At 62.7% G+C, this 13,272-nt stretch carries 11 protein-coding genes; 6 read left to right on the top strand and 5 right to left on the bottom strand.

Translation table 11 applies throughout. From position 1 onward, the window contains the following. Positions 1-5: 5 nt before the first annotated feature. Both JZM60_RS04935 and JZM60_RS04930 read right to left on the bottom strand, forming a co-directional pair. Positions 6-1,613, bottom strand: a complete 1,608-nt coding sequence (locus JZM60_RS04935; RefSeq protein WP_207164406.1) for a thiolase family protein — start codon at positions 1,611-1,613, stop codon at positions 6-8. A 132-nt stretch (positions 1,614-1,745) separates the two neighbouring features. Beyond that, the gene (locus tag JZM60_RS04930; protein ID WP_207164405.1) at positions 1,746-2,765 is read right to left on the bottom strand and encodes a hypothetical protein; all 1,020 of its coding nucleotides are present in this window, start codon (positions 2,763-2,765) and stop codon (positions 1,746-1,748) included. A gap of 203 nt (positions 2,766-2,968) precedes the next feature. Between JZM60_RS04930 and ccsA the strand changes: the two genes are divergently transcribed. The 3 genes from ccsA to JZM60_RS04915 all read left to right on the top strand — a co-directional run bounded on the left by ccsA (position 2,969) and on the right by JZM60_RS04915 (position 5,677). Continuing rightward, entirely contained in the window at positions 2,969-3,688 is a 720-nt protein-coding gene (ccsA, locus tag JZM60_RS04925; RefSeq protein WP_207164404.1) for a cytochrome c biogenesis protein CcsA, read from the top strand. 65 nt (positions 3,689-3,753) lie between these two features. Beyond that, positions 3,754-4,464, top strand: a complete 711-nt coding sequence (locus tag JZM60_RS04920; RefSeq protein ID WP_207164403.1) for a cytochrome c biogenesis ResB family protein — start codon at positions 3,754-3,756, stop codon at positions 4,462-4,464. An 82-nt stretch (positions 4,465-4,546) separates the two neighbouring features. Continuing rightward, complete coding sequence (locus JZM60_RS04915) at positions 4,547-5,677, top strand: right-handed parallel beta-helix repeat-containing protein (protein ID WP_207164402.1); 1,131 nt, start codon at positions 4,547-4,549, stop codon at positions 5,675-5,677. Here JZM60_RS04915 and JZM60_RS04910 read toward each other — a convergent pair whose 3' ends face one another. The 3 genes from JZM60_RS04910 to JZM60_RS04900 all read right to left on the bottom strand — a co-directional run bounded on the left by JZM60_RS04910 (position 5,678) and on the right by JZM60_RS04900 (position 8,481). After that, complete coding sequence (locus JZM60_RS04910) at positions 5,678-7,090, bottom strand: DUF4139 domain-containing protein (protein WP_207164401.1); 1,413 nt, start codon at positions 7,088-7,090, stop codon at positions 5,678-5,680. Between the two features lie 107 nt (positions 7,091-7,197). Further along, positions 7,198-7,797 (bottom strand): peptidylprolyl isomerase, encoded by a 600-nt coding sequence (locus tag JZM60_RS04905; protein ID WP_207164400.1) that lies wholly within the window; start codon positions 7,795-7,797, stop codon positions 7,198-7,200. A gap of 87 nt (positions 7,798-7,884) precedes the next feature. Next, positions 7,885-8,481: a 50S ribosomal protein L11 methyltransferase gene (locus tag JZM60_RS04900; RefSeq protein ID WP_207164399.1), complete on the bottom strand. Its 597-nt coding sequence runs from the start codon at positions 8,479-8,481 to the stop codon at positions 7,885-7,887. A 158-nt stretch (positions 8,482-8,639) separates the two neighbouring features. On the opposite strand from JZM60_RS04900, the gene JZM60_RS04895 reads away from it, so the two are divergent. The 3 genes from JZM60_RS04895 (at position 8,640) to ppk1 (ending at position 13,254) form a co-directional block, all read left to right on the top strand. Continuing rightward, on the top strand, positions 8,640-10,049 hold the full coding sequence (locus JZM60_RS04895) for a phosphoglucomutase/phosphomannomutase family protein (protein WP_207164398.1): 1,410 nt from the start codon (positions 8,640-8,642) through the stop codon (positions 10,047-10,049). A 99-nt stretch (positions 10,050-10,148) separates the two neighbouring features. After that, positions 10,149-11,102: a magnesium/cobalt transporter CorA gene (gene corA, locus JZM60_RS04890; protein ID WP_207164397.1), complete on the top strand. Its 954-nt coding sequence runs from the start codon at positions 10,149-10,151 to the stop codon at positions 11,100-11,102. Position 11,103: 1 nt separating this feature from the next. Then, positions 11,104-13,254 (top strand): polyphosphate kinase 1, encoded by a 2,151-nt coding sequence (gene ppk1 / locus JZM60_RS04885; RefSeq protein WP_207164396.1) that lies wholly within the window; start codon positions 11,104-11,106, stop codon positions 13,252-13,254. Positions 13,255-13,272: the final 18 nt, after the last annotated feature.

The following is a 13,272-nucleotide window of genomic DNA, read 5'->3' as shown; positions in this document are numbered from 1 at the left end:
GAAAATCACCACCCCGTCAGCTTCTTCCACCCGCTCCCCGCCAGGTCCACCAGGCCGTCGATGGTGCGCTGGTAGAACTTCTTTACCGGCATCCGGTTGAGGAGGATCTGGCCGTCGCTCCGCTCCAGGCTGATCCGGTCGCCGGGGCGGAGTTCGATGAGGCTCTGGTAGTTCTCGCCGGCGATACCGAAGAGGAACCGGTAGCTCTTGCCGCTTGCCGCCCGGCAGGAGACGATGGTGATGATCCCCTCTGGATCGCCGGTCTTGAAGTTGAACCGGGTGGTGGCGGTGACGAAGGTCCCCTCCACGGTGCTGGTTTCGGCCAGGAGGGAGTCCACGGTCACCTCCTTCGGCTTGAGCCTGCCCAGTGAGGGGAGCCCCCACGGTTTGTACGCTTCGTGGGGGCGGCGCTCGTAGTGGCCGCTCCGCTCCAGGAGGATCACGATGTTGTTGTTGATGGGGCCGCCGATGGAGTGGGAGAGGCCCGCCTGGAACCGCCCATCGCAGATCATTTTGTGGTTCTCCACCACCTGGATCATGCCGGTGGCCCCCAGGGGGTGGCCCCGTCCCTTGAGGCCGCCGGTGAGGTTCGTGGGGAACATGCCGTTCTCGCCGGTGCAGGCGTCATCCAGAAGGGCGTCGAGGAGCCGCCCCCGGGGTACGAAGCCGAGATCCACCATGTTGATGGGGCCGAAACCGTTGAAGGGATCGTGCATGTTAACGTGGATCTTTCCGGCGAAGCTCCGGATATCCTTGATGCCGGCCATTCCGTAAGCTTCGGCGGCGGCCGCCACGGTGGCGGGGAAGGAATGGAAGTAGTTACGGTCGGCGATGGTGGGGATGTCGGTGGCGCTCCCCACGCCGGAGACCATCACCTCTTGCGGGTCGGCGGTGAGGATCACGGCGGCCACGCCGTCGGACATGGGGCAGAAGTCATGGTAGCGCAGGGGCCACCAGTAGCGGTAGTTTTTGCCGTTGACGATCTGGCGGTAGTACTCCTCCAGGGGGATTTCCTTGTTCAAATGGGCGTCGGGGTTTCGGGAGGCGTAGCGGTGGGCCCGCTGGGTAAGGAGTGCCGAGAAGGCGGTCCACTCGTCGTTGGAGAGGCCGTACCGCTCCATGAGCGCCCTGGCCACCAGTGCCCCGCAGGCGGGCATGCTGAGGCCGAACTCCGCCTCGTCCTTGTCGATGACTCCGGCCACGATGCGGGTCGCCTCGGCGGTGGGGGCGTCGCTCATCTTCTGGATGCCGATGGCCAATACGTGGTCGCAGCGGCCCGACGCTATCTGCAGGTAGGCGTTTTCGAAGGCCGAGGCTCCGGAGGAGGAGGCGGTGTCGATGAGGACCGACTTGGCCCCCGAGACCCCCACGACCCCGGCGATCTTGGCGGCGGTGTTGTCCACGCCGGAAAAGGCCACGGGGCTCTGGGAGCCCACCACCACGGCCTCGATGTCGCGGAGCTTCACGGGGGAGCCGTCGAAGACCGCTTTGGTCTTTTCGGCCAGGTCCAGGAAGGAGAGCTTCTCCCGGTGCCTGCCGTCATAGCGCCCCACCGGCGCCATGTAGGAGGCGGCGACGTAGACTTTTCTCGGAATGAATTCGCGATGGCTCATGGGGACTCCGTTCGGCGGGGAGATGGTGTCTCAACATGATCAAGTTTAAACGAGGATTTCCGCAGGGCAACCCGCAGCAAAAAGCCCGTACCTTGGGGGCCGGGCTTTTTGCTGCGGGTTGAATGTCTGCCGTTACTTTACAGGTGCCGTGTTGATGGGCACCTCGAGGATTGGCGCCGGCTCCGGCAAAACCACGGTTTCAGGCTGCGCTGCAGTTACCGGCTGTGCCGTGGGTGCCGGTGCCGCCACAGGAGCCGGTGCCGCCTTGGGCGCGGGTTGATAGGCCGGCTGGTACTGGTAGGACAGCGGAGCGGGCTCAGGCTGGGAGCCTCCCTTGTTTTCTTCGCCGAAGAGCTTGATGGGGGGCTTCAGGAGGCCGACCATCTCGTCGAAGAGGTGATAGTAGGGAGCCGTGGCCTTCCGTTCCCGGAAGAGGATGTCGTTTTCCCTTTTCCCCAGATAGCGGGTGAGGCCGGGGATGGTCTTGAATTTCACGTCCACCCGGTCGTCCATGTTGGCGGCCGCCTCGTCGAAATCGGGGAACTGGAGCCTTGCGAGGACCGGAGTAGTGGGGCCACCCGCACGGAAATTGGGGTACTCCCAGAGGGTGGCGCCGTTGGCGTCGAGGACCTGGGCGGACATGGTAAGGATGTTGTAATCGAAATCCAGGTACTTGACGATGTTGCTGGAGAAGATCCGGTCGCGCTTGGTGAGGCCGCTCACCACCACCAGGAGCACTGCGTCGACACTGTTCTGGGTGACCAGAGTTCTGATTTCCTCGGGCTTGTAGAACTGCTTGTTGTAGACGACCCCGGCGTCGTCGCGCCGTTCGGCCCGGTTAATGAGCGTGCGGTAGAGCTCGTCGGAGTCTCCTGCATCCAGGAACCGGACCGAGAAATAGGCCCCGGACTCCTTTAGCATTTCCGCCAGTTCTTTCTCGTTCTTCCGGTTATACTCCCGAACCAGGGTAACAAGAGTATCCTTCTCCGGGTGACGGATGTCGGAATCGGCGTCCATGAAAATGGGAGCGACGCCGAGAACCTTCACCCGCTGCTCATAGTCGGCCCGCGGAATGTTGAAGGGGTCATGGGCGCAGCCGAAAGCCATGAGTGCCATGGCTCCGAGGAGAATCCACTGTATGATCCGTTTCATCGTTTCCTCCTGAATCGATTTTCAGACTGGCTTTGTTTTGAGTTTCAGTCCCTTAAATGCCCCGTTTATACCAGAACGGCGCCTGCTTGACCACCCATTTCGGCGGCGGCCGGTGCCGGCGGTATCCTTCGGGCGCTCTGCCCCGCCCGGTTTTTCGAGCCATCCCTTTCTTTAGCGAAGCGGATGTGCTATGACCGGTATCCATGAAATGGCTGCTTCTCATATCCGTCGGGCTGTATCTTTTCGGTGCTTTCCGCCGCCCCTTTTTCGCGGCGGGGCTCGTGGCCGGAGCGGCCTATCTGGCCGCCAGGGGAATCGAGCTGGGGCGGCTCCCCCTCGTGGGGCCCCACGACACCCTTGCGTTCTTCTCGGTTTCCATCGGGCTCATGGCGCTGCCGTTCCTCTTTTCGCCGGTGTTGCTGAAATCGTCGTCCTTTACCTGGGTGACCGGGTGCACGGCGGCCCTGTTCGGGCTTATGGCATTTCTTTTCCCCGCGTTCGCCATGCCGCTCCCGCCGGTGCTCCGCACCCTCTGGTTCGAGCTTCACGTGGCACTTGCCTTTTTCGCCTACGCCCTCTTCGCCATAGGTGCGGTTCTCGGCGCCCTGTTTCTGGCCGGAGGCGAGCGGCGGCTCCTGGACCTCCAGTATCGGGCGGCCCTGGTGGGGTACACTTTTTTCTCCGGTTCCATGGTGTCGGGAGGGATTTGGGGCTACTTCGCCTGGGGGACCTACTGGCTCTGGACCCCCAAGGAGCTCTGGACCTCCATCCTCTGGGTCTACTACACGTTCTGGCTCCATCTGCGGCTCAAGGGAACAGGGGGTGACAGGGCCCTGGCCTGGGCCGGCATTGCCGGGTTTGCGGTCATGCTCTTCACCTACCTGGGAGTGAGCATACTGATGAAGAGCTCCCACAGTTTCTGATTTCCGCCGGGCAGATGGCCCGGTTTTTGCTTTTAAATTTTCTTTAAGTTGCAGCAGGTTTCTCAATGATAAAGAGAATATACGAATCCCTCGCTTCCCTTTCCCTGGGCCTCTGGCTCATGGGTGGGGTCATGGTTCTCCTGGCGGCGGGCTCTTTCGGGGGCGAGGCTGCGGCCTCCCTGAACGAGATGCCCCTCTTCGCCTGGCTCGGCGCGGCACCGGTTTCGGTTTCCTGGTGGCTCTGGGGCACCCTCGGCCTTTTGGCGCTGCTGGTGGTGAATACGCTTTTCTGCAGCGTGGAGGCGATACGGCTGCGCTACGGCAAGGCGGGGCTCGTGGCGCTCCTGGCTCCCCAGCTCATGCATGCGGGATTTCTCCTGATTGTCCTTGCCCACCTCCTGAGCGCCAAGGGGGGGGCGAAGCAGGCGATGCAGCTCTTCGAGGGGTCTGATCTCAGCTTTCCCGGAGGCGGTTCCGTGGTGGTGGAGGCCATTGAGGTGGAATCGGACCATCGCGGGATGCCGCTGGACTACCGGGCAAGGATGCGGGTTGTGGAGCAGGGGAGATCAACCCCTGTAACGGTGCGCCCCAACGAGCCCCTTTTTCATGGTGGACTCGGCATCTACCTCAAGTATGCGGAACCGGCCCCGGTCCCCGCCGCCTTTGTGGAGATACACCGGGAGCCGGGGGCCGGGTGGGCCCTTGCCGGCGCGCTGCTCTTCACCGTTGGCAACGGCATGCTCCTGGCGGTTCGGCGGGAGCGCCGGCCGGCGTAGCTGACGGTTGCATCGGAAAATTATCGTGTTAAGATAGGCCTTTACGCTGTATTTCAGGATTTGAAGCTTTTTGGAGGGGATGATGGCTCAGGGAATAAAGACGGCAGTGGTTACGGCGGCGGCACTTGCGGCCTGGAGTGCAGGAACCGCGGTATTTGCCGCGGATGTTGCCGATGGCTCGGTTACCGCAGCGAAGATCGCCGACGGCGCTGTCACCTATCGGGCCATTGCTTCCGGCGCCGTTACATACAGCAAGATTTCCTCGGGCGCCATCACCGACGAGAAGCTCGGTTTCGGGGCGGTGACCACGCCGAAGATTGCCGACGGTGCCGTTACCGACGCCAAGATCGCCGGCCCCATCTCGGGCCAGAAGCTTGGCCGCCACGGCCACGACGGCGGCGACATCGTTCAGGGGACCATTGACGCGGCCCGGCTTCCCGTTGGGACCGGCCCCGGCACCGTTGCCGCCGGCGATCATACCCATGAGTTCCTCCCGCACCGGCCGGCCGGCTACATCACCGTGGCAGCCGTCGGCGGCGACTTCACCAATCCCCTCGACGCCCTCGACGCCATTACCGACGCCTCCGCCGAAAAACCCTACCTGGTGAAGATCATGCCCGGCACCTACGACCTGGGGATTGCCACCCTCGTCATGAAACCCTATGTGGACATCGAGGGGTCCGGCGAGCTGACCACCCGCCTGCGGGGAAGTGCCGCCGATTCCGGGGTGGTGGCCGGGGCTTCCCATGCCGAGTTGCGGAACCTCTCCGTTGAGGCCAGCGGCGCCGAAGGAACCATTGTGGGGATCTTCAACGGAAGCTCCGCACCGCGCATCTCCCACGTTACCGTCAGCGCCGAGGGGGGCAAGGGGGCCTACGCCATATACAACCTCATGGCCGGTCCGGTTCTTTCGGATGTCACCATTACGGCGCTGGGAGGGGATACCGCCTTCGGCCTCTTCAATCTCCACTCGTCGCCCGTTGTGAAGAACTCGGCCATTACGGCGGGCAACGGCATCTACAGCTACTATTCCGGCACGGTCACCGTGGAAGGCTCGTCGGTAACGGCCACTCTCACAACCCTTTTCAACGACGCCGGCGCCACGACTAACGTGGTCAACTCGCGCCTCACGGGGGGGCGTCCCGCGTCCAACGGCATCATGAAGTGCGTCGGTGTCTACAACGGGAATTACGAGCCCCTCGACTGCCGCTGATCAATACCGCATCCGCACCCGGTAGGAGAGGGTTGTCTCCCCATCCTTGGGTACCGGCACCTGGAAAACGGCGCTGAAGGCGTCCCCCTTCGTGTGGGGGTGGGATGAGGAGAGCATCTGCCAGTCGCCGGGGACCGGTTCCACCACCTTCACGGTGATATCCTCTTTCTTGTGGTTGCGTAGCTTTATCTCGAATGCCGCCTCATAGGTGTCGCTGGCGATCTTCTTCCACTCGGTCTGTTTCCTCTCGGCCGCCACATCGAAGGCGTCCCCCATCTTTATCCGTACCGTTTCCTTCTCCGGGGTGTGGTCGATGGTGTCCTCACCCACGAACTGGAGGCTTCCTCCGGCATCCCGCTTGTAGACCCGCACGATCCCCTTGGGGAGCGGCATTCCCAGGTTGTGCTCCTTCCGGTTCTCCAGCTCCACGAAGACCCCAACCTTCTGCTTCACAGTGTCGCCGGCCTGGCTGTAGTAGTAGGAGTTCTCCCCCTTCAGGAGGAACTCTTTTTTCACCGGTACCGCATCGGCGGTCACCAGGCTGATCTGCTTGGTCTGGTTCTCCTTGATGGTGGAGGGGCGCTGGAGGGTGTAAAGGTGGTACTCGAAGAAGGATTCCTCCCGAAACTGCGGGGCGGGGGCCGACATGGCCTCGAACCGTGCCGCCTTGGCCATGCGGAGCGGCTGCTCCTGCGCCCGGTTGATATCCCCGGCCACCAGCTTGAGGGCGGCGTTGCGGTAGGTGGTGCCGCTGTGGTTGTCGATGGTGACCCACCCGGCAAGGTTCGCTGTGTCATCCTTCTCGCCCAGGGTCGCCACGTAGTCGGCCCGCCAGGAAATCCCGCCGGTGAGGTAGGAGGCCTCGATGCTCCGCTTGTCAGCCGCTGCGCTCTCCAGGAGCCAGACCAGCGTCGGCCGGGCAATGAGGTCGTCGGGGACACCGGGGAAGATGAGGCGTCCCGGATGACCGAAGGTAATCTCGTTGCCGATCCTGTAGACGGGGCCGTCGTTATTGGAGAGGAGCGTTGCGGTGACCACCTCTTCCCGCTCGGTCTGGGGGTTTTTCTGGTAGAGCTTCACCTCTTTCCCCACGTACTTGTCCATGAGCTTCTGGGGGGAGAGGAGGTCGTACTCGTAGTTCTGCTCCAGAACCCGTAGCTCCCCGCCGGAAAGGGGGGCAATGGCGACGCTTGTCGGGATGATCTGCGCCGCCACGTCCATGAAGCGGAGCTCTCCGCTCCCGGCACCCAGGCGGATATCCCGCCGGTCCTTCACGAGGCCGAGGTTCTGGTTGTAGATGGTGATGGCGATTCCCGTCTGGTCCGCCACGGTTGAAACTGTGGAGGCGGCGCCGGCCGGCAAGGGGAGGGCGAGGGCGAAGAGCGCGAGAAGTGGTAGGAGGCGACGTTTCATGGCATACCTCATGACTTGGTGTGGCGGCGGGGCCGCTTCTCAGGGTATACCACAAAAAAGGGCGCCCGTCAGGACGCCCTTTCCATAATCGGCGGTTTGAACAGCCCCTATTTGACGGCCTTGACCGACTTTATGACCACCGGCGTCGCCGGAATATCGGAGAAGAGCATGTTCAGGCGCTGTTTGGGGGTGGTGACGATCTTGTCCACCACGTCCATTCCGTCGATAACCCTGCCGAAGACGGCGTAGCCGTAGCCGTCGGGGCTTGGGCGGTTGAGGCCGTCGTTGTTCACCACGTTGATGAAGAACTGGGCCGTGGCGCTGTCGGGGCTGGCGGTGCGGGCCATGGCGATGGTGCCGCGATCGTTCTTCAGACCGTTGCCCGCCTCGTTTTTGATGGGAGCCCGGGTCTCCTTCTGCTTCCGGTCGGTGGTAAAGCCGCCCCCCTGGGCCATGAAGCCGGGGATTACCCGATGGAAGATTGTGCCTTCGTAAAAGCCGCTGTTGGCGTATTCGAGGAAATTCTTCACCGAGAGGGGAGCCTTGTCGGCATAGAGCTCTATTTTTACGGTGCCAAGGCTTGTCTCCATGAGCACCACGGGGTTGCCGGACTTGGGGGCCGGCGCGGCGGCATCGGCATTGCCGGCGATGAGGAGCACGCTGAAGAGGCCGCAGAGAATCAGGGCGAGGATGATTCGTTTGAACATGGTGTAACAGTCCTCCGGATAAATTAAAAGACTCGGAATTATAATGAGAAATGGAATTGCTAGTCAATCATTTCGTTGCTTTGCGTGTCAGGGCTTGCGGAGCACGAGGGTGACGTATTCTTCGAGGATTTGCCAGTCGTGCTGGATGCAGCCGAGGTTGCTGAAGCGCCGCTGGATGTCGAACTTGTCCTGGATGGGGATGCCGGAGAGGATGAGCCATCCGCCGGGGCGGACCAGCGCCACCATTTCGTCGGCAAGGGCCAGGTGGATTTCGGCGTAGATGTTGGCCAGCAGCAGGTCGTAGGGCTCCCGCCCCACCGATGCCAGCTCGCCGCAGACGGTGAGGATCCGCCCCTCCATGCCGTTCAGTCGGACGTTGGCGGCACACGATTCGGCCGCCCTGGGGTCGATGTCCACTGCCACCACGCTGGCGGCCCCCAGGCGAATGGCAGCCACGGCCAGGATGCCGGTGCCGCTGCCGAGGTCGAGACAGCGCATGCCGGCGATGCCTGGAATCCGCTCCATCTCCTCCAGGCAGGAGGCGGTGGTTTCGTGCTCTCCGGAGCCGAAGGCACCCTTCTTCCCCATTATGAGGGGAAGCCCGGCTGCCGGGTCCACGGGATGATCCTCCGGAACGATGGTGAACCTTCCGATGGCGAAGGGGGTGAAGATGCGTCCGTACATGGCAAGGGCCTCCCCGAAAGCGTGTTCAAAGCGGAACCATACTCCATTTCGCCGGGGAAAGGAACAAACAAAAGGTTGACTTGGCCGGTGATAGTGCGGAAAATTACGGCGTTTACGTTATGCTTATCCCACGATATGGAAACTCAGGAGGATATACGGTGCAGATAAAGTTCGGAACCGACGGCTGGCGCGGGGTCATTGCCCGGGATTTCACCTTCGACAACCTCTCCCGGGTGGCCCAGGCCACCATGGATTACCTCATCCGCGAAGGGTTGGCGCCCAAGGGGCTCGTAATCGGCTACGACCGCCGCTTCCTCTCCCGGGAGTTCGCCGAGCGGGTGGCGGAGATCGCCGCCGGCAACGGCATCCGGGTCTGGCTCACCGGCGGCTACGCCCCGACTCCGGCGGTCTCCTGGGCGGTTCATGAGCTGGGGGCCGGGGGGGGCGTCATGATTACCGCCAGCCACAACCCCCCCGCCTACAACGGTTTCAAGGTGAAGGAGTCCTTCGGCGGCTCGGCCCGACCATCCACAACTAAGATTCTGGAGGAGATGGTGGCCGCCAACGACGATGCGGGCCGGGAGATAAAGTCCCGTCCCCTGGCCGAAGCGCTGGCCGACGGAAGCGTCACCATCTTCGACCCCAAGGGGGGGTATTTCCGGCAACTCTCCCGCTACGTGGACCTGGAGGCGATCCGCACGGCCAACCTCCCGGTGGTGGTGGATCCCATGTACGGCGCCGGTGCCGGTTTCGTGCCGGAGCTTCTTCCCGGCTTTCATGAAATCCACGGGGATGAGAACCCCTCCTTCGGGGGGCAGCCCCCGGAGCCCACGGAAGAGCACCTGACGGAGCTGGCGGCTCTCGTGGGAAGCGGCCGGTACCGCATCGGGCTTGCCCTGGACGGCGATGCCGACCGGATCGGCGCCGTGGACGAGACCGGCGAGTTCTTCTCTTCCCACCGGATATTTACGGTGATCCTCCGGCACCTGGTGGAGCGCAAGGGGCTCGCCGGGGGGGTGGTAAAAACCGTTTCCACCACCCGCATGGTGGATCTTCTGGCGGAAAAATTCGGGCTTCCCCTCTTCGAGACCCCCATCGGCTTCAAGCACATCTGCGAGCTGATGCTCGACCATGACATCCTCATGGGGGGGGAGGAGTCGGGGGGGCTCGGCGTCAAGGGGCATATCCCCGAGCGGGACGGCATCCTCATGGGGCTGCTGCTCCTGGAGGCCATGGCCATGAGCGGCAAAGGGGTGCGGCAGCTCCTGGACGAGACCATGGACGAGATCGGCCGCTTCTACTACCGCCGCATCGACCTCCCCATTGCCGACGGCCCAAAGGAAGCCCTCATCGCCCGCTTGAAGCAGGGGGGGCTTGCCGCCATCGCCGGGCGGACCGTGGCCCGGGAGAACTTCCGCGACGGCTTCAAGTTCATCTTTGCCGACGGCTCATGGCTCCTGATCCGCCCGTCGGGAACCGAGCCGGTGCTCCGGCTATACAGCGAGGCGGGGGACCCGCAAACGGTGGACGAACTTCTTGCCGCCGCCAGGGAGATTGCCGGTATCTGATGACGATGGGGGAAAATGACTCCTTGACCGTCTCTCCCCTTGCATCTACAATCGCCAGGACGCAATAAGCATGCGATTTTGAACCAGGAAACGTGTCCCATGATCAAGGCATACCTTCGCTCGGAAGATTCATTCAGGCAGATTTCCGTCGAGCCCGACGAACTGGTGGAACTGGATGCAGGCTCCCTCATCTGGCTCGACCTTCTCTCCCCTTCCCCCGACGAGCTGACCACCGTGGAACGGAGCCTCAAGATCGAGCTGCCGACCCGCCAGGAGTCGGAGGAGATCGAGTTCAGCTCCCGGTTCTGGGAAGACGAGACCGGCATCGACATCAACACCTACTTCCTGGTGCGCCAGGAGGAGAAGTTCCACAACGAGACCGTCTCCTTCATCCTCAGGGGGAATTTCGTCGTCACCATCCGTTTCAGCGACCACCGGATTTTTACCGAGTTCTCGCGCAAGCTGCGTCTGAGTCCACGCTCGTTCCGGGATGGGGCCGACATTCTCTCGGGCATTCTCGCCATGCGGGTCGATATGGATGCCGATACCCTGGAGGCCCTCTCCCGGGGGATCGCCAGCCTGGGACGCCGCGATCCCCAGTCCTTCGAGAATCCGACGGAGTATCTCGCGCATATAACCGACTACGAAGACATCAACATCACCATCCGGGAGAACCTGACTGACAAGCACCGGGTTCTGTCTTCGCTGCTGAAGAGCGCCTCCATCTCCGAAAACCTCAAGAAGGAGTTCAGCATGATGATGAAGGACGTGAACTCCCTCGTTATCTCGGCCAACTTCAACTTCGAGCGCCTTGACTACATCCAGAACCTGTTCCTCAACCACTTGAGCGTGGAGCAGAACAAGGTCATCAAGATTTTTACCGTCATGTCGGTGATTTTCCTGCCGCCAACCATGATCGCCAGCATCTACGGCATGAACTACAAGCACATGCCCGAGCTGGAATGGGTCTTCGGCTACCCCTTCGCCCTCACCCTGATTGTCCTCTCGGCGGTGCTTCCGCTTTACATCTTCAAGAAGAAGGGGTGGTTGTAGCATGGCTCGCCGGCAGGTTGCGGGAGGCGCGGGCGCGGATCTGACAGCCCCGGGGCTTTACCTGAACCGGGAGCTCACCTGGCTGGAGTTCAACCGCAGGGTGCTCCACGAAGCCGAGGACGAGCGGACCCCGCTGCTGGAGCGGGTCAAGTTCACCGCCATCGTCAGCAGCAACCTGGACGAGTTCTTCATGAAGCGGATCGGGGGGCTCAAGCAGCAGGTGGGGGCGGGGATCCAGAACCTGACAGTGGACGGCCGCACCCCACGGCAGCAGATCGATGAGTGCTACGTCGTGGTGCGGGAGCTGGGGGAGCGGAAGCGGCAAGTCTTTGGCGAGCTCCTGACGCTGCTCCGCTCGGCCGGCATCCGGATTCTCGGCTACAGCGAGATATCGGCCCGGGAGCGGAAAGAGCTCCGCGACTATTACATCCGCAACATTTTTCCCCTGGTAACACCCCAGTCCATTGATCCTGCCCATCCTTTCCCCTTTATCTCTAACCTCTCCCTTAACCTGCTCGTGACGCTCCGTTATCCCCGGGAGCGGGAGACTTCCCTTGCTCGGGTAAAGGTGCCGGTGGGGACCGGGATACCCCGCTTTCTCAGGGTTGGAGCCAAAGACCGGTTCGTTCCCCTGGAAGAGGTGATGCAGCACAACCTGGATCTCCTATTCCCGGAGATGGAAGTGGCGGCCTGCGAAATTTTCCGGGTTACCCGCAACGCCAACACCGAGCGCAACGAGGAGCAGGCCGACGATCTCCTGTCAATGATCGAGTCGGAGCTCCAGGACCGGCGCTTCGCCCCCATCGTCAGGCTGGAGGTGGCGGTCGGCATGGGGGCGGTCCACCGGGGGATGCTTGCCGCGGAGCTGGAGCTGGACGAGGCGAACGACGTCTTCGAAATGGATGGCATGCTGGCTTTGCGGGACCTGTTCGAGATTGCCGCACTCCCCTATCCCGAGCTGCACGATTCGACCCATCATCCCGCCGAGCATCCGCTGCTCATGACGGACCGCAATATCTTCCATGTGCTTCGCGACGCCGGAGCAATACTCCTGCAGCATCCCTACGATTCTTTCGCCACTTCGGTGGAGCGTTTTCTCTCCGAGGCCAGCGAAGATCCCAAGGTGCGGGCCATAAAGATGACCCTCTACCGGACTGCCCCCGACAGCCGGATAATCGACTGCCTGGTGAATGCCGCCACCAACGGCAAGCAGGTGGCGGTGGCGGTGGAGCTTAAGGCCCGCTTCGACGAGGCGGCTAACATCAGGCTCGCCGAGCGGATGGAGGAGGCGGGGATCCACGTCACCTTCGGGGTGGTGGGGCTCAAGACCCACTGCAAGGTGATTCTCGTGGTGCGCCAGGACTATGACGGCCTCCGGCGGTACGTCCACATCGGTACCGGCAACTACCACCCCGGCACCGCCCGGATCTACGCCGACCTGGGGTTCCTCACCAGCGACGAGGACATGGGCCGGGACGCCACCGAGCTCTTCAACTATCTCACCACCGGTTATACCCCCCGGCGCCTTTACCGGAAACTGCTCCCGGCGCCGAAGCACCTGAAGCGGGCGCTGCTGGCTAAAATCGAACGGGAGGCGGAACTTCATTCGGAGAAAACGCCGGGCCTCATTCAGTTCAAGATGAACGCCCTGGAGGACGCCGACATCGTGGCGGCCCTTTACCGCGCAGCACGGAAAGGGGTGCGGATCGATCTTCTCGTCCGCGACAGCTGCCGGCTGCGCCCCGGCGTTCCTGGGCTATCGGAAACGGTGCGGGTGGTGAGCGTGGTGGGGAGGTTCCTGGAGCATGCCCGGGTCTACTACTTCCGCAATGGCGGGGAGGATGAATACTACCTCGGTTCCGCCGACGCCATGAAGCGGAACCTGGAGTACCGGGTGGAAGTCATCGCGCCGGTGGAGGCGCCGGAGTTGCGGAAAGAGCTCAGAACCATGCTCGACGTGCAGCTCGCCGATCGGCGGAGCGCCTGGGACATGCAGCCCGACGGCAGCTACGTGCAGCGGGCTCCGGGGGAGGGGGACGACCCGCGGGGGAGCCACGAGATCCTTGTGGCCCTGGCTGAAAAGCGCCAGAAGGCCGGCGCGCGCCTCAAAAAGAAAAAGGCCCGGGGAGTCGTCCGGCGTCCTGCCCGGTAGCTCCGAGCCTTCTGCGCT

It is taken from the genome of Geobacter benzoatilyticus (assembly GCF_017338855.1).
Classification (GTDB): domain Bacteria; phylum Desulfobacterota; class Desulfuromonadia; order Geobacterales; family Geobacteraceae; genus Geobacter; species Geobacter benzoatilyticus.
The sequence above is the reverse complement of the archived record's forward strand: the minus strand, read 5'-3'. Positions and strand labels throughout refer to the sequence as shown.